Consider the following 17041-nt stretch of genomic DNA (forward strand, 5'->3'; position numbering starts at 1 on the left):
GGTTGCTCGGTGGGCGCCTTCCGCCGAGGGTTGCGGCGGGTGACGGTGTGGGCGGTGTCCACCGATCAGGCCCTACCCTCGGTCGGTGGAACAGGAGGTGGCCGTGGCACAGGCGCGGGTGAGCACACGGGAGGTCGTCCTCGCGGCGGTCGGCCTCTTCTCCGATCACGGATTCGAACGCACGACGATGGACGGCATCGCGGCCGCCACGGGGGTGAGCCGCCGCAGCCTCTTCCGCCGGTTCGGGTCGAAGGAGGACATCCTCTTCGCCGAGCACGACGAGCTCTTCGCGACCGTTGTGGGTTACCTCGACGCGTCCCCGGACGACCCGCTCGCGGCGGTGCGTTCGGCCGCGCGCATGGTCTTCCAGGGGTACGTGCGCGACCCCGAGATCACCCTTCCCCGCTACCACCTGGTGCGCGCGCACCCGCGGCTGCGCGACCGCGAGGTGGCGATGACCGCCCGCTACCAGTCGGCGTTCAGCCACTACCTGACCGAACGCGCCGGGGCCGCGTTCTCCCTGGCCTCGGGTGTGGTCGCCGCGTCCGTGATCGCCGCTCACAACCACGTGCTGCGCTCCTGGTTGCGGGAACCGGGCGAGGACCAGGAGACGGTGTGGGCGCGCTTCGACGAGGCGATGTCCTACGTCAGTACCGCCGCGCGGCCCCTGCTCGAACCGGAGGGCGGGTCCGAGCCCGACCGGGTCCTGGTCGCCGTCTACCCCAGCGGCGCCGGCAACGACGAGGTGCTGCGCCGGATCGGTGCGGCCCTCGATCCGGGCGGCCCCTGAGCACCTGCTCGGGCCCGTCGCCGATGGTCGGGCGGGTTCGTCGCCGCACGTAGGCTGGACGGGGCCGAAAACCGACAGCGACACGAGCGGGACGGGCGAACGGCGATGAGCGTGGACACGGCGGACGCGGCGAGGCAGGGCTCCGGCGCGGCGCAGGAGGCCGCCAGGCGGCGCACCTTTGCGGTGATCTCCCACCCCGACGCCGGTAAGTCGACCCTGACCGAGGCGCTCGCACTGCACTCGCAGGCGATCTCGTCGGCCGGCGCCGTGCACGGCAAGGGCGACCGCCGCGGCGTGACCTCCGACTGGATGGCCATGGAGCAGGACCGCGGCATCTCCATCACCTCGGCCGCCCTGCGCATCGACTACGAGGGCCGGGTCCTCAACCTGTTGGACACCCCGGGCCACGCGGACTTCTCCGAGGACACCTACCGCGTGCTCTCGGCGGTCGACTGCGCGATCATGCTGTTGGACTCGGCCAAGGGCCTGGAGCCGCAGACTCTCAAGCTCTTCGACGTGTGCCGCGCCCGCAAGATGCCGGTCATCACGTTCGTCAACAAGTGGGACCGCCCGGGCCGCGAGCCCTTGGAGCTCCTCGACGAGATCGAGCAGCGCATCGGCCTGCGTCCGACCCCGCTCAACTGGCCGGTGGGCATCGCCGGCGACTTCCGGGGCCTCATCGACCGCCGTTCCGACGGGCAGTACACGAAGCTGACCCGGACCCCGGGCGGGGCGAAGAAGGCGCTCGAGGAGCCCATGTCGGCCGAGGAGGCCGCAGAGACCGAGCAGGAGGCCTGGACCCAGTCGCAGGAGGAGATCGAACTGCTGGAAGCGCTCGGTGCCGACTTCGACGTCGAGTCCTTCCTGGCGGGGGAGTCCTCGCCGGTGCTGTTCGGCGCCGCGCTGTCCAACTTCGGCGTGGGCCAGCTCCTCGAAGCGGTGGTCAACCTTGCCCCGGCCCCCGCTGCCAAGGAGGACGTCGCGGGCAAGCCCCGCGAGGTCGGGGAACCGTTCTCCGGCCAGGTCTTCAAGATGCAGGCCAACATGGACAAGAACCACCGCGACCGCATGGCGTTCGTGCGTGTCAGCTCGGGCCGTTTCGAGCGGGGCATGGTGCTCACCCACGCGGAGACGGGGCGCCCGTTCGCGACCAAGTACACGCAGGCCGTCTTCGGTTCCGACCGCACCACCATCGAGGAGGCCTTCCCCGGTGACGTGATCGCCCTGGTCAACGCGCAGGCGCTGTCGGTGGGTGACACCCTCTACGACGGTCCGAAGGTCTCGTACCCGCCGATCCCGAGCTTCGCCCCGGAGCACTTCGCGGTCGCGCGTGCGGTCGACGCCGGCAAGTACAAGCAGTTCCAGCGGGGCATCGCCCAGCTCAACGCCGAGGGCGTGGTCCAGGTGCTGACCTCGGACGTGCGCGGTGAGCAGGCTCCGGTGCTGGCGGCGGTGGGCCCGCTCCAGTTCGACGTGGTGCGCCACCGCATGGCCGAGGAGTTCCGCTCGCCGATCGAGGCATCGCCGCTGGAGTACTCGGTGGCGCGGCGTACGGACGAGGGCTCCGCGCCCGGCCTGCACTCGCTCTCCGGCGCGGAGGTGCTGCGGCGACGTTCCGATGGCGAACTGCTGGTGCTGGTCAACAACAAGTGGCGCCTGCGGGTCATCGAGCGCGACCACCCGGAACTCTTCATGGAGGCGCTGCTCGCGGGCGGCGTCGAGGAGAGCGCCTAGCGGTTGTCCCGGGATCTTGCCACCGGAGCAGACTTCGGTGCCGAGCCCGGCTCGGACAGCAGGATCCCCGCAGGTCGGCCGTTCGTCCTCACACGGCGGGGCGCTGTTCTCTCCCGAACGGAAATGTTTCACCGCCCGTCAATACCGGCGGGGTCGCCTCGCTCCGTGGCCCGTCCGGACCTGTGTGAACCTTCGTTCCGGACGCACGGCCGACGCACAACCGGAGCCCTCGCGGCGAGGTCCTGCCCGCGCAGCCACAGCGCCCGTGGGGCCGCAGAGGCCAAGATCACCGAGTGGAGGGTGCCCCGCCTCAGCGCCCGTGATCAGCGCGAAGGTACTCTGTGAAGAGGCCGCTAGGGCACGATCGGCGGCATGGTCGTCCCCTTGGACGTTCCGGTTTGTCCCTATCTGTGAAGGGGCATGGGAAGCGGACGCGGGGCACCGTGCGACGGGGTGCTCAGGGGACCCAACTGGAGACGAGTGGCGACGCCGGGTGATCTCCGGTGCCGTGCGTGGCGTCTCAGGGCGATCACGAAAGTTAACTCGATGCGGCAAAGTCTGTAAATCTTCACCGGACAGCAATTCTGAGTGGTCACATGTGTGTGTTGCATGTCACCTGTTCGTGAATCGGTGAAACTTATATGATTTTGCTTAACGGTCGTTTAACAAAACAGAACAATAACGAGTGAATCAAAAGAACGTGGAGGCTGACCGCCCCGCGTCCCACGGACCTCACGGATCCCCCGCCTGGAAAGGTTGACCTCGGGCATGAGCGATGACGAGAAAGAGCGCACGGTGGAGCTCCACTACGAGGGCGGCACGCTGACACTCCCGGTGTTCACCGGCACCGAGGGCGAGCACACCATCGAGCTGAAGACCCTGCTGGGGTCCACGGGCATGACCACCCTCGACCCGGGGTTCGGGAACACGGCCTCCTGTAGCTCGAAGATCACCTACATCGACGGCGCCGCCGGGATCCTGCGCTACCGCGGGTACCCCATCCAGGACCTGGCCGTCGGCAGCAGCTTCCTGGAGGTCGCCTACCTGGTGATCTACGGCGACCTCCCCGAGCCCGGCCAGCTCAAGGAGTTCTCCGACAAGCTGCGCGACAACGCCGACATCCCCGACGACATGGGCGCCTTCATCGACGCCATGCCCCGCAACGGGCACCCCATGTCGCTGATGTCCAGCGCCGTCAACACGCTGGCCGCCTACTACGACGACAGTGTCGACCCGGACGACGACAACCAGGTCGAGCTCGCCACGATCCGGCTCATCGCCAAGCTGCCGACGATCGCGGCCCGCATCTACCGCAACTCCATCGGCGAGCAGCCGATCGCGCCGGACCCCTCCCTCGACTACGTCGAGAACTTCACGCACATGACCTTCGGCGACGCGCGTCCCGACGGTGAACTGGGTGAGCTGTTCGGCAAGGCCGTGGACCTGCTGCTGATCCTGCACGCCGACCACGAGCTCAACTGCTCCACCGCCACCGTGCGCGTCGTCGGGTCCTCCCAGGCCGACATCTACGCGAGCATCGCCTCCGGTGTGAACGCGCTCTCCGGCCCGTCCCACGGTGGCGCCAACCAGGCCGTCCTGGAGATGCTGGACGAGATCCGCGAATCGGGCATCAGCGTCGAGGACTTCCTGGAGCGCGTGAAGAACCGCGAGGTCCGCCTCATGGGCTTCGGGCACCGGGTCTACAAGAACTTCGACCCGCGCAGCAAGGAGATCAAGGGGCTGGCCACCCAGATCCTCGACCGGGACGACAACCCGGACGAGCTGTTCGAGCTCGCGCTCAAGCTCGAGGCGGCCGCGCTCGACGACTCCTACTTCACCGAGCGCAAGCTCTACCCGAACGTCGACTTCTACACCGGCGTCATCTACCGGGCCATGGGTTTCCCGACCAACATGTTCACCGTGCTCTTCGCCCTGGGCCGCCTGCCCGGGTGGATCGCGCACTACCGCGAGCAGCTGCACGACCCGGCCTTCCGGATCGCGCGCCCGCGCCAGCACTACATCGGTGCGAACGAGCGCCGGTACCCCGGTCAGGGGTAGCAAGGCCGTTCCCCGGGCGTCACCGCCCGAGCGAGCACCACACGCCCGTCCGCGTCACCCGCCGGCCCCGAGGCCGACCGGTGGCGGGGCGGGCGTTCCGTGTGTCCGAGGTCCCGTCCACAGCCCCCGCTTTCCCTGCATTTTGCGAGTGTTGAGTCGTCGGAGGGCGGCATTGCGGGAAGTGCCAGGGTGCGGCCCCGCCCCGTGCGGGGTCCTCACGGAGGAGGGAGGCTGCGATGGTCGGGTACGCGTTGCCCGAGGGACTGCTCGGGTATCTGAGCCGCAACTGGTGGCTGGTGGTCCTTCGGGGTGTGGCCGCTGTGCTGTTCGGGCTCCTTGCCCTGGCGTGGCCGGGGCTCACCCTGGTCGCCCTGGCCGTGGTCTTCGGTGTCTACGCGATCGTGGATGCCGCTGCGGTCGGCTGCACCGCCTACCGGGCCGAGGGCGGGACCCGCGCTCCCCTGGTCGTGCAGGCGGTACTGACGCTGATCATGGGCCTGATCGCGCTGCTGTGGCCCCTGGCCGCCGTGATCGCGCTCGTGTTCATCATCGGTGCGTGGGCGATCGTCACCGGTATCGGCGAGATCGTCACCGCCGTCCGGCTGCGTGCCCAGATCAGCTCGGAGTGGCTGCTGATCTTCGTCGGTGCGCTCTCGGTCATCTTCGGTCTTCTGCTGTGGTTCTGGCCGCTGCAGGGCGCCGAGGTGATCGTGTTCGTCATCGGGGTGTACGCGATCATCTTCGGTGTGGTGCTCGCCGTGGCCGGGTTCCGGCTGCGCAGTGCTGCCGGCCTGTTCGACTGGGACGAGGACGACGCGGACCGTGTCGGCCGGGTCGAGGAGCCCGAGTACGGCGCGGATGCTGCGGGGGCCGCACCCGAGTACGTGTCGGGGGAGGAACCCGGGCCCGTGTCGGAGCAGGAGTTCCGTGCCGGCGGGGGCCCCGGATACGGTGAGGACCTGCTCGCCGGCGAAGCCGGGGAGGCCGAACCCACCGAGACCTTCGAACCCGGCGAACGCTTCGAACACCCGCGCCGCCCGGGCGACGAAGCGCCCGAGAGCACCGGCGCGAGCGCTTTCTCCGCAGGCCCGGCGGAGGAGGAGGCCGAGGGAGAGGCGCCGAAGCCCTCGCAGGACAGGGAGGAACGCCCGCGCCGCGGCGGTCGGCACCGCGCTCCCAAGCGCGACGACTAGGGGTGGACGACTTCCGTTGCTCCGGCCGGCTGCTGCGCCGGAGGCGTCCGTTGAGGGTGGTGGCGGGTGACGGTGCTGGGGGCTGCTGCGCCGGAGGCGTCCGTTGAGGGTGGTGGCGGGTGACGGGTGGGCGTCAAGAGCCCGGAGGCGCGGCCCCCTCGTCAACCACCAGAAGGCCCAGGTGGTCCTGTTGGCTCCCCGCCACGACCACCTGGGCCTTCTCCTGCTGCCAGGCGAGAAAGTGCGGGCTCCGGCGGTGCTCCTCCAACGCCTCCCGGTCGGTGAAGACCTCGTGCACCCGGAACAGGTCCGAGTCCGCGGCGTCCGCCGTCACGGCGAAGCGGAGGCAGCCCGGCTCGTCGCGCACCGACGCGCGCGCGTTGCGGGTGATGCCCTCGAGGAAGGCCTCGCGGAACCCCGGCCGCACACGCACCGAGATCACGAGGGACACGGGGTTCGGCACGGCGGAGACCTCTCCTCACACGTCCGGGTGCGACCCGGTGGGAACACGGAAGGAACGAACGTACATGGACCACCTCGTCGTCGTCACCGGCGGCCCGGGGTCGGGCAAGACCACCCTCATCGACCACCTCGCGTGTCTCGGGTACGAGCGCACCCCCGAGGCAGGGCGGGCCGTCATCCGGGACCAGCGTGAGATCGGCGGCCCCGGCCTCGACCAGGAGGACCCCCGCCTCTTCGGTGAGCTCATGCTCCAGTGGGAACTGCGTTCGCACCGCGAGGCCTCCGCCCTGCCGGGACCGGTCTTCTGTGACCGCGGCGTGCCGGACCTGGTGGGACGGCACCTGCTGCGCGGTGAGGAGGTGCCCGCCCACGTCGCCGAGGCCGCGCGCCGGTTCCGGTACCACCGCACCGTGTTCGTGGCGCCGCCGTGGCCGGAGATCTTCGGCGCCGACACCGAACGCCACCAGTCCTGGGACGAGGCCGTTCGCACCCACGCCGCGATGGTGGAGGCCTACCCCGGTTTCGGGTACGAGACGGTCGAACTCCCTCTGGCGACGGTCGCCGACCGTGCCGCCTTCGTGCTGGAGCGTGTCCGTTCGGACCATCGGTCCCGCCGGTGCCCGGAGCCCCTGCCGTCACGAAACGGCCATGTGGGTGTGTAACTCTCGCTTTCCCTTGTGATGGGGGCAAGAGGAAGCGAGACTCGTGTGTGGGGCGGCGGCCGGGTGCGCCCCGGCATCGAGACACCGGCGGTTCCGCGCGCGGCGCGGGTGCCGGACGCGGGGAGTGGTAGGGACGGTGGCGAGCGCGTCGGAGGCCCAGAACCCGTCCATGAGTTGGGAGGGCATCGAGGAGGCGCTCAACCGTGTCCGGGGCGAACTCGCCCGCATCTCCCTCCAATCGGCCGATCTGGACCGCAACGTCGCGCAGCGCATGCTCCAGTGCGCCGACCCCGTGGGCCTCACCCGGGAACGGTGGGTGCGGGCCGAGCGCAGTATCCACAGGCTGTGGACGTTGTACGCCGCCTTCGAGGACGTCGTCGAGCAGGCCTGCGAACTCCACGGCTCCGGGGGCGAGGAGACGTCCGTACGCGAGTCCCTCTCCCGAGTCCTGACCGGCCCCTCGCTCGTGCTCCCACTCCCGCCCGGGCCCTCGGAACACAGCGGGCCCTTCGACGGGGACACCGAGCACCTGTCCCTCGCCGAGGCGGTCGCCCGGATGTCCTCCTACCACGACGAGGCTGCGCGGGTCGTCGCCGAGGCCGAGTCCGCCTGGGAGGTGCTCCACCCACGGCTGGGCGGTCTCGAGGCGCTGTGGCAGGAGATCGGGTCGCTGGCCGGGATGGTCGGTGGGGACGAGGAGGACCACGAACCCCTGCGCGCCGAGTTGGCCGTGCTCGGCGGGACCGTGCGCCGCGATCCCCTCTCCCTGGTCTCCGAGGACGGCACGGTCGACACCTCCGACCTGGAACGGGCCCGCCTGCGCTTCGAACGCACCGCCGGGGAGCTCCGCGACGCCCTGCGCATGCGTGACTTCTACGACGAGAGCGCCGAACGCCTCGCCTGGGCCATCGACGACGCCGAAGAGAAGGCCGGACGCACCGCCTCGCTCCGCAGACGCGTGGCCGAGGCCGTAGCCGTCCCCGCTCCGATCGAGGTCCCCGATGCCGTCCCGCTCCTGCGCTCGGGCCTGGCCGATATGGCCGCCCTGCGGGACCGGGGACGCTGGCGCGAGCTCGGCACCCTCCATGGGAGGCTCCAGCAGGCCGTGCACGAGACCGTGGACGACCTCACCGAACGCGAGGAGAGCCTCCAGGAGCTCCTGGACCGCCGTGACGAGCTGCGCGGACGCCTCGACGGATGCCGGGCCCGAGCGGTGCGCCTCGGGCTGTCCGAGGACGAACGCCTGCTCACCGAGGAACGCCGCGCGCACCGGGCCCTGTGGCATGTCCCGGGTGACCTGCGCGAGGCCGGCGCCGCCCTCGCCGCTTACCGCGAAGCCCTCGGACAGGTGGCTGGAACCGGCTGCGGATCGAACAGAACCACACCGGGCGCGGGAGCATCAGAAGGGCGAGAGTGATGGTGGTGCACAACAGATGACCAACTGCACGGCTCCCGGTTGCATCGGCCGTATCGAGGACGGATTCTGCGGCGTGTGCGGCCTGGCCCCCTCAGACGTGCGAACCCCCGGCCAGGATCTACCCGCCCCTCGGCCCGCGGGACCGTTCCCCGCGGCAGGCCGCCCGGGTGCCGCGGTCCCCGAGGAGTGGCCCGGGCGCCCCGGTAGCGGTGACGACTCCGGATCCCACCCGGTCTCCGGGAACGTGCGCCTGTCCGGACGCAGCGGCCCCGGCAACACCGGCGGGAGCACCGGAACCCCGCTGAGCGGCAGCGCCTCCGGCCGCAGCAGCCGTCCCACCTCGCGGGGCATGCTCGGCATGGGCCTGGTGCAGGTGCCCGTCGTGCCCTACCGCGACCCGTCCGAGGCGGTCATGACCGACCCCGTCGTCGCCGAGAAGAACCGCTACTGCGGCAACTGCAACGAGAAGGTCGGCCGTAGCCGGGGCGGTCTGCCCGGCCGCACCCAGGGGTTCTGCCGCCGTTGCGGCACCCAGTTCTCCTTCGTTCCCAAGCTCGTCGAGGGCGACATGGTCGGCGGCCAGTACGAGGTGCTCGGCTGCCTGGCACACGGCGGGCTCGGCTGGATCTACCTCGCACGCGACCGCAACGTCAACGACCGCTGGGTCGTGCTCAAGGGCCTGCTCAACGCCGGCGACGCCGAGGCGCACAAGGCCGCCGCGGCCGAACGCGAGTACCTGTCGCAGGTGGAGCACCCCAACATCGTCAAGATCATCAACTTCGCCCAGCACCCCGACCCGGAGACCGGGATCCCGGGCGGCCACATCGTCATGGAGTACGTGGGCGGGAAGTCCCTGCGAGAGCTGCTGCTGGACCGGCGGGGAGAGGGCGAGCAGGACCAGGCCCTGCCCCTGGACCAGGTCATCGCCTACGGGCTCGAGTGCCTGCGCGCCCTCGGCTACCTGCACGCCAAGAACCTTCTGTACTGCGACTTCAAGCCCGACAACGTCATCCAGAGCGAGGAGCAGATCAAGCTCATCGACCTGGGCGGCGTGCGGCACATGGACGACACCGCCAGCTCCGTCTACACCACCCCCGGGTACAGGGTTCCAGAGGACGAGATCATCCGGTCCGGCCCTTCGGTCAGCTCCGACCTGTATGCCGTGGGCCGGGCCCTGGCGGTGCTGAGCTTCCGGTTCAGTTTCCGGCGGCGCCATCCCCACAGCATCCCGCCGCGTGAGTCTGTGCCGCTGCTGCGGCGCTACGAGTCCTACGACCGGCTGCTGCGCAGGTCCACCCACAACGAACCGGAACGGCGGTTCCACGACGCCGCCGACATGGCCGAACAGCTCACCGGGGTGCTGCGCGAGGTCCTCGCCGACCTCTCCGAGTCCCCGCACCCGGCACCCTCCTCCCTGTTCGGCCCGGAGAGCTTCAGCGCCGCAGACCTGGGCCCCCACGACTCCGACACCCTGCTGGTGCCGCCCCCGCCGACCCGGGCCGCCGCGCTGCTCCCGGCCCCGCTGATCGACCCTGCCGACCCCGCCGCCCAGCTCCTGCGCGGGTTCTCCTCACTCTCCCCGGCCGAACTCGTGCCGAGCCTGCGCTCGGCCCCCGCGCCCACCCCCGAGACCCGGCTCATGCTCGTGCGGGCGCTCATCACCGAGGGCCGCAAGCTCGAGGCCACCGAGGTTCTGCACGCCTTCAACCAGACGATGCCGGGCGATTGGCGGACCATGTGGTACATGGCCGTGATGGAGCTGGGCGACGGGGAGTTCGAGGCCGCGCACGCCCACTTCGACGAGCTCTACTCCCACCTGCCCGGCGAGGCCGCGCCCAAGCTCGGCCTGGCTCTGGCCGCCGAGCACACCGGGGGGCTGGAGACCGCCGCCGGGCTGTACCGGACGGTCTGGAACACCGACCACTCCTACGTCAGCGCCGCCTTCGGGCTGGCCCGCATCCGCCGCGCCCAGGGGCAGCGGGCACGCGCCATCGAGGTCCTGGACACCGTCCCGGAACTGTCCAGCCTCCACGTGCACGCCCAGACGGTGCTCGTCGCCCTGCTCGTCACCGGCGAGGACCCCCACGCCGCCGACGACTTCCTGCGGGCCGGCGAACGGCTCGGGCGCCTCGGGCTCGACAGCGAGAGCGGTGACCGCCTCGCCGTGCGGGTCCTGGAGGGCGCCCTCGACTGGCTCGGCCGCGGTGGCCGTGCCGATCCCTCCGCCCGACTCCTGGGCGCACCCCTCACCGAGGAGGGCGTGCGCACCGACCTGGAACGGCGTTACCGGGCCCTGGCGCACTGGGCCCGGTCACCCGTCGACCGGTACGCGCTGGTCGACCGGGCCAACTCCCTACGTCCGAAGACGCTGCTGTGAGCAACGAAGGAACGGCGATGACAAAGGTGCGGACCTGCCCCGGATGCGCCGACAGGGTGAATGCCGGAGACGCCTTCTGCGAGGGCTGCGGCCGTACCCTGCCGGACGAGGTGCGCCGGGCCACTCCGGAACCGGAGGGACCCGGCCGCAACGGGACACCTCTCGGGGCGCCCCGGGAGGACGGTGATTCGGCCCTTTCCTCGGTGACCGCCCGCGGCCGCCCGGAGGAGGGCGACTGGACCACCCCGAGCGGGGCCCGCTGGGACCGGCCCTCCGACCACGGCGAACACGCGCACACGGGCGGGACCTCCCTGACCGACAGCCTCGCGGTGGACTCCGAGTGGGACCAGATCGACGCTCTGGCCACCCAGCCGGTGCACCGCGACGCCGCGAACAGCGAGGAGCGGACCGTGCAGCCCGCGGGCGCCGTGTCCCCGTGGGCCCGCCCGGCCGGGGAGGAGGGATCCGACCCGGACCCGCAGACCTGCGCCTGGTGCCCGGGCAGGGTCGCCGACGGATACTGCGGCGAGTGCGGGTACCTGCAGCCCACCTGCCGCGACCACGTGGTGGTGCGGACCGTGTCGGCCTCCGGGGTCAGCGACGTCGGGCTGCGCCACCGCCGCAACGAGGACGCCATGGCTGGCCGCCCCNACGGCGCCGCGTACGGGGCGGGCGCGGTCTGCGCGGTCGTGTGCGACGGGGTCTCCAGCTCGCCGCGTTCCGACGAGGCCTCACGCATCACCGCCGAGACCGGTGCCGGGGTCCTGGCCGAACGGATCGCGGAGGGCGACGAGCCCCGCAAGGCCACCGGCGAGGCCATGACCCGGGCGGCCGAGGCGGTCGCGGCCATCGCCGACTCGCCCACCTCCGCCCCGGCGTGCACGTTCGTCTCGGCAGTGGTCGACCCCGGCACCGGGTCGGTGACGGTCGGCTGGGTCGGGGACAGCCGCGCCTACTGGGTCTCCGACACCGAGGGTGCCGCCGCACCCGCCCTGCTGACCCGCGACGACTCCTGGGCCGAGGCGATGGTCCAGGCCGGAGCCCTCACCCGGGAGGAGGCGATGCGCTCGACCCATGCGCACGCCCTCATCGCGTGGATGGGCGCCGACTCCGGTGAGATCGACGCCCACGTCTCGACCGTCACCCCGACCGGCCCCGGCGCCGTGGTGCTGTGCAGCGACGGGCTGTGGAACTACTACGCCGAACCCGGGGAGATGGCCGCCGCCGTTCCGAGGGCGGGCGCCGACCCCCTGGCGGCCGCGCACGACTACGTCGGCCTGGCGCTGAGAGCCGGCGGCAAGGACAACATCACCGTGGTCGTCGTTCCCGTCCCCGTCCCACGAGGGGGTCTCCGTGCCGTACCCGTCTGAGCCCGGACCCGGCCCGGCCTCGGCCGGACGGCACCCCCTGGCCGGGTAGGAGGGAACCCATGCCGAGTTGCCCGTCCGGGCACGACTCCACAGCCGACGACTTCTGCGACGTGTGCGGGCTCCGACTGCAGACCTTCGCCCCGCTCGCAGCCCCCGACCCCCGCACCCACGCTCCTCCGGCCACACCGCCCGTCCCCGTGCCCAGGCCTTCCGTCGGCGAACCGCGCGGCGGCCCCTGCCCCGAGTGCGGGACCTCGCGCGCCGGGCGTTTCTGCGAGGAGTGCGGGTACGACTTCGCGTCCCGGTCCGGCGCGCACCAGCGGCGCCACCCCGGAGCCCGTCACCTCGGCACCATCTGGCGCGCGGTCGTGGCCGCCGACCCGGCCTACTACCAGTACATGGTCGACCAGGGCATGCTCGACCCCGGCCGCATCGTCTTCCCCGCCGGCCACCGGCCCCGCAGGGTCACCCTCGACAGTGACCGGGTCCACATCGGCCGCCGCAGCACCTGCCGCGGTTTCACCCCCGAGATCGACCTGGGCGGGCCAGGCGGGGACCCCGCGATCTCCCACGTGCACGCCGTCCTGGTCGCACGCGCGGGCGCCACGTGGTCGCTCCTGGACCCCGGCTCGACCAACGGCACCACGGTCAACGGGACCGCGAACCCCATCACCCCCAACGTGGAGGTCCCCCTCAATGACAACGACCGCATCTACGTCGGTGCGTGGACCGTCATCGTCCTCCAGCGGGGATGAGCGGCCACGGGCGCGCCTGCGCGCGCGCCTGCGCACCACTCCGACGCGGCTGTGGCTCCTGACTCTGGCAGCGGTCGTCGCGGTGGGCGGGCTGGCGGTCTCGGCGGGCTCGACGCTGGACCGGGCCCGGGACGGAATGGAGGTGCTCGGCCACGACGCCGGACCGCAGGCCATGGCCACCACCGAGCTGTACCTGGCGCTGGCCGACATGGACGCCCAGACCGCCGACGTGCTGCTCATGGGCACCGACCACGAGCTCGGGTCGGGGCGCGAGGCTGCCGAGGAACGCTATGCGGAGAGCCGCGCCCGCGCGAACGAGGCCCTCCTGCAGGCCGCCTCCCTCACCGAGGGCGACACCGTCGAGGAGGTCAACGTCCAGGCGGTCCTGGATGGCATCGGCGAGTACGAGCGCTCCGTCGGCGAGGCGCTGCTGCTCAACGACGAAGCCGGGGCGCCGCCGGGCGAGGTCGACGAGGATGCGCTGGAGCGGTACCGCGAGGGCAGCCGCCTCATGCACACCGACCTCATGCCGAAGGCGTTCAACCTCGGGCTGGACTCCTCGGCGATCGTGCGCGCCAACCACGAGGACGGCCGGGACGCGGTCGCGCTCGGCCTCGTCCTGGTGGGCGGTTCCGGGGTGCTCGCCGTCGGGGTGCTGGCGGGGTTCCAGCTCTACCTGCGCGGCCGGTTCCGCCGCCGCTTCAGCGCGCCGCTGATCGCCGCGACGGCCGCGACCGCGGTCCTGACGGTGGGGGTGGTCGTCGCGCTGAACGGCAGTGGTGGCGACCAGAGCCGTGCGAAGGAGGAAGGCCTGGACGCCGCCATGGCCCTGTCGCGCGCCGCGGCCGTGGCCACCGACATGCAGGCCGATCAGAGCCGGTTCCTGCTCGATCCCGAGCACGCCGACCACCACCGGCAGGTCTACCTCGAACGTGCGCAGGCGGTGCTGTTCCGGCCGGCCTCCGACCTCGACGAGTACTACGGGCAGGTCGCGGAGGTCGCCGAGTCCTACCCGGACCTGCCCGGCTCGGGGGAGCGGGACGACGGGGAGGAGGACACCGACCCCGGCACCCTCGGTTACCTCGGCGAGGTCGCACGCGAGGCCCTGCTCCCGGCCGAACGCGAGACGCTCGGCGAGGTCCTGACCGCCTACGACGCCCTGCAGGACGCGGACCGGGACATGCGCGCCCTCGACGAGGACGGCGACCGCTCCGCAGCGATCGACGCCCGCATGGACATCGCCCACCACGAGGACGGCGCGTTCACCGGTTACACCGACGCGCTCGACCGGCTCATCGACCTGCACGGGGCCCAGTTCGAGGCCGGCATCGAGGGCGGGGAGCGATCGCTGTCGGTGTGGGCGTGGCTGCTGCCCGCCGGGACCGTGCTGGTCCTGGTGTTGATCGCCGCCGGTGTGCGCCCGCGGCTGGCCGAGTACCGATGATCCCCGAGAGACGAGGACGAGGCCGATGAGGAACCGGCACCGCACCACCACACCCCTCCTCGCAGCCGCCGCCGCGGGGGTCCTGGCCCTGGCAGCGTGCTCCGGGCCCGGGGAGGAACCCTCCGTCCTGGAGGGCGACACGATCACCATCGGCGTCAAGTTCGACCAGCCCGGCCTGGGGCTGGCCGAGAACGGGGGCTTCTCCGGCTTCGACGTCGACGTGGCCCACTACCTCGCCGAGGGCATGGGGTTCGAGCGCGAGGACGTGGAGCTGGTCGGGGTGACCTCCGCCGAACGCGAGGACAAGATCATCGGGGGCGAGGTCGACATGGTGGTGGCGACCTACTCCATCACCCCCGAACGCAAGACCGAGGTGACCTTCGGCGGCCCCTACTACGTCGCCAAACAGGACATCCTCGTGCGCGCCGACGAGGCCGGCATCGACACCGTGCGCGACCTCGAGGGCCACGACGTGTGCCAGGGCGAGGGCTCCAACTCGGCCTCGCGGATCACCGACGGTCTGGGCATCGGCGCGACCGTTGCCGACGCCCCCAGTTACAGCAGTTGCATCGAGTGGCTCAGCGACGAACGCGTGGACGCGGTCTCGACCGACGACCTGATCCTCGCGGGGTTCCTGGCCGAGGACCCGTCCGCCTACCGGTTCGTGAACAACCCGTTTACCGACGAGAAGTACGGTGTGGGGCTGCCGCACGGCGACGTGGAGGCCTGCGAGGCGGTCAACAAGGCGATCAACGGGATGTACCAGGACGGGACCGCGGGCGAGCTGCTGGAGGGGTGGTTCGGCAGCACCGATCTGGAGCTCGTCAAGAGCGTCCCGCAGTTCGAGGGGTGCGGCTGACCTGCGGCTCGCACACCCGTGTGGCGGAGGTGCCGCCAACCCTCCGGGGCCGGTTCCGGCCGGGGTGGCCTGAAACGGTCAAATGGCGGATACTGGCCCATATGTAGGGCATTCGTGGGTAGCAGATGAGGAGCTGTCCGTTGACCATCGTCGAGTTCCTGAACGCGCGGTTGGACGAGGACGAACGCGCGTCGAAAGCGGTCCCGGAAGGGTCCCGCGGCAGGGAACGGGCGCTGGCCGAGGTCGCGGCGAAACGCAGGATCGTGCGCGGCTACGCGGATGCGCACGACGCGAGTATGCGCACCGTCGACCCGTCGGCGTCCGCCCACGGGGGAGACCCGTGGTCCGAACTGTTCGCTTGGCGCATGGCCGTGAAGTACCTGGCCGCGGTCTACGCCAACCACTCCGAGTACGACGCCACCTGGGAGGTCCCGGAGGTCTCCAAGGAGCTCACCGGGAAATGACCCGTGTCCCAGGGTCTGTTTGGTGGGCGCCTTCCGTCGCGAGCGGCGCAGCCAGTTGTGCTATCGCAAGGCCGAAGAAGGACTGCCCCTACTGTGCTTGCCTCGCAAGCTCGGCAGTTTCGCACAGCGTGGGCCCGGGTGGGGTCCTGTCGACTGATGAGAACACAGCGAGAGTGCCGCTGGGGCATCGCGCAGCAGGTAATCCGGTGTCCGCCAAGCAGACCCTAGCCTCGGTCCGGTTCTCCCCCGGGCCCGGGGCCCTCACGGCCGGGGCATCGCCGGGATCTGCAGCACCGACCACGGGCTGAGCGCCCACGGGGCGTGCTCGGCGGCGGCGACCAGGTCGTTCCACTCCACCCAGGCGTACTCGGCGACCTCTTCCGGGTCCGGGGCGGGGTCGCCGTCGGTACGGGCCCAGAAGACCGGGCAGACCTCGTTCTCCACGATCCCCTCGGCCGAGACCGCCCGGTAACGGAAGTCGGGCAGGGCCGGCCACACGTCGGTGAGGTCGAGGCCGAGCTCCTCGCGCACCCGCCGCCGCACCGCTGTTTCCGGGGTCTCGTCCGGCCCGGGGTGGCCGCAGCAGCTGTTGGTCCACACCCCCGGCCACGTGCGCTTGCCCAGAGCCCGGCGGGTCACCAGCACCCGGCCGCGCGCGTCCAGCACGTGGCAGGAGAAGGCCAGATGGAGCGGGGTCTCTTCGGTGTGCACGGTGGCCTTGTCGGCGACCCCGACGTGGCGGTGGTTTTCGTCGAGCAGCACCACGAGTTCACGCGTGAGTCGGTCCACTGGTCCTCCTGCCCGGGGCCGCGCCCCGACCGCCGTCCTGCGTACCCCTCCATGGTCGCCTGTGGAGCAGGGTTCTGGGGCCGGTTCCGGTGAGATCACCGCCGCGGGCCCGCGAGCCGAGCCGGTGGCCGGGTGCGCATAAGCTTCCAGACGGCCCCGCCCGGGGCCGCATGGAGCCGACGGAGCAGTGGTGGAAGTGACGGAGACGACGGAACGGAGCACGACCGAGGGGCTCTCCCCCGACCGCCTGCGCGAGGCGCTGGACGTCATCGCCGAGGCCGGTGAACTGCCCATCGACCACCCCGACTCGATCGCCGTGCAGCGTGCCACCGCCGGGCTGTTCAAGGCGGTCAAGGAAAAGCGTCGCGCCGAACGCCGCGCCCGCGCCAAGGCGCACGACTCCGCCGTTCTGGCCGCCACGGCCACCGCCGCACCCGACCGCATCGACGACGAGACCAACGGACGCGCCCTCACCAGCGGCAGCGACGGTCCCATCGCCGGGGTGCTGAACAAGGCCCGCCCCTGCTACATCTGCAAGGAGAAGTACCGCGAGGTCGACGCGTTCTACCACCAGCTCTGCCCGACCTGCGCAGCGGAGAACCGGCAGCGCCGCAACGCCCGCACCGACCTGACCGGGCGCCGGGCCCTCCTCACCGGCGGCCGAGCC

The 17041-nt window shown here is 71.4% G+C and carries 14 protein-coding genes and 1 pseudogene; 13 read left to right on the forward strand and 2 right to left on the reverse strand.

Translation table 11 applies throughout. The annotated features are described in order from the left end of the window. Positions 1 to 85: 85 nt before the first annotated feature. The 4 genes from D474_RS0113285 to D474_RS0113300 all read left to right on the forward strand — a co-directional run bounded on the left by D474_RS0113285 (position 86) and on the right by D474_RS0113300 (position 5775). Positions 86 to 790 (forward strand): TetR/AcrR family transcriptional regulator, encoded by a 705-nt coding sequence (locus tag D474_RS0113285; protein WP_017614046.1) that lies wholly within the window; start codon positions 86 to 88, stop codon positions 788 to 790. Positions 791 to 895: 105 nt separating this feature from the next. Continuing rightward, on the forward strand, positions 896 to 2524 hold the full coding sequence (locus tag D474_RS0113290; protein ID WP_017614047.1) for a peptide chain release factor 3: 1629 nt from the start codon (positions 896 to 898) through the stop codon (positions 2522 to 2524). A 768-nt stretch (positions 2525 to 3292) separates the two neighbouring features. Continuing rightward, on the forward strand, positions 3293 to 4582 hold the full coding sequence (locus tag D474_RS0113295) for a citrate synthase (protein WP_017614048.1): 1290 nt from the start codon (positions 3293 to 3295) through the stop codon (positions 4580 to 4582). 236 nt (positions 4583 to 4818) lie between these two features. Then, on the forward strand, positions 4819 to 5775 hold the full coding sequence (locus D474_RS0113300) for an HdeD family acid-resistance protein (protein ID WP_017614049.1): 957 nt from the start codon (positions 4819 to 4821) through the stop codon (positions 5773 to 5775). A 133-nt stretch (positions 5776 to 5908) separates the two neighbouring features. Here the strand turns inward: D474_RS0113300 and D474_RS0113305 are convergent, their stop codons facing one another. Further along, positions 5909 to 6238 carry a putative quinol monooxygenase gene (locus D474_RS0113305; RefSeq protein ID WP_017614050.1) on the reverse strand — a complete coding sequence of 110 codons (330 nt, stop codon included), beginning with the start codon at positions 6236 to 6238 and terminating at the stop codon, positions 5909 to 5911. Positions 6239 to 6302: 64 nt separating this feature from the next. On the opposite strand from D474_RS0113305, the gene D474_RS0113310 reads away from it, so the two are divergent. The 8 genes from D474_RS0113310 to D474_RS0113345 all read left to right on the forward strand — a co-directional run bounded on the left by D474_RS0113310 (position 6303) and on the right by D474_RS0113345 (position 15585). Then, complete coding sequence (locus D474_RS0113310; protein WP_017614051.1) at positions 6303 to 6899, forward strand: AAA family ATPase; 597 nt, start codon at positions 6303 to 6305, stop codon at positions 6897 to 6899. 136 nt (positions 6900 to 7035) lie between these two features. Further along, positions 7036 to 8316: a hypothetical protein gene (locus D474_RS0113315; RefSeq protein WP_017614052.1), complete on the forward strand. Its 1281-nt coding sequence runs from the start codon at positions 7036 to 7038 to the stop codon at positions 8314 to 8316. A gap of 16 nt (positions 8317 to 8332) precedes the next feature. Then, positions 8333 to 10693, forward strand: coding sequence for a serine/threonine-protein kinase (locus D474_RS0113320; protein ID WP_017614053.1), 2361 nt, complete (start codon positions 8333 to 8335; stop codon positions 10691 to 10693). A gap of 635 nt (positions 10694 to 11328) precedes the next feature. Continuing rightward, a complete protein-coding gene (locus tag D474_RS34415; RefSeq protein WP_449289352.1) occupies positions 11329 to 12063 on the forward strand; it encodes a PP2C family protein-serine/threonine phosphatase in 735 nt (244 codons plus the stop codon). A gap of 59 nt (positions 12064 to 12122) precedes the next feature. Next, positions 12123 to 12818, forward strand: coding sequence for an FHA domain-containing protein (locus D474_RS0113330; protein ID WP_017614055.1), 696 nt, complete (start codon positions 12123 to 12125; stop codon positions 12816 to 12818). Between the two features lie 28 nt (positions 12819 to 12846). Then, positions 12847 to 14262 carry a hypothetical protein gene (locus D474_RS0113335; RefSeq protein ID WP_040703542.1) on the forward strand — a complete coding sequence of 472 codons (1416 nt, stop codon included), beginning with the start codon at positions 12847 to 12849 and terminating at the stop codon, positions 14260 to 14262. Positions 14263 to 14287: 25 nt separating this feature from the next. Continuing rightward, on the forward strand, positions 14288 to 15121 hold the full coding sequence (locus D474_RS0113340) for a glutamate ABC transporter substrate-binding protein (RefSeq protein ID WP_017614057.1): 834 nt from the start codon (positions 14288 to 14290) through the stop codon (positions 15119 to 15121). A gap of 140 nt (positions 15122 to 15261) precedes the next feature. Continuing rightward, a complete protein-coding gene (locus D474_RS0113345) occupies positions 15262 to 15585 on the forward strand; it encodes a DUF6221 family protein (protein WP_017614058.1) in 324 nt (107 codons plus the stop codon). A 261-nt stretch (positions 15586 to 15846) separates the two neighbouring features. Here D474_RS0113345 and idi read toward each other — a convergent pair whose 3' ends face one another. After that, positions 15847 to 16374 carry an isopentenyl-diphosphate Delta-isomerase gene (gene idi, locus D474_RS0113350; RefSeq protein ID WP_017614059.1) on the reverse strand — a complete coding sequence of 176 codons (528 nt, stop codon included), beginning with the start codon at positions 16372 to 16374 and terminating at the stop codon, positions 15847 to 15849. 187 nt (positions 16375 to 16561) lie between these two features. Here idi and D474_RS0113355 point away from each other — a divergent pair. Beyond that, a pseudogene (locus D474_RS0113355) lies at positions 16562 to 17041 on the forward strand (short-chain dehydrogenase); the annotation flags it as partial.

The sequence above is a fragment of the Nocardiopsis salina YIM 90010 genome (assembly GCF_000341025.1).
Classification (GTDB): domain Bacteria; phylum Actinomycetota; class Actinomycetes; order Streptosporangiales; family Streptosporangiaceae; genus Nocardiopsis; species Nocardiopsis salina.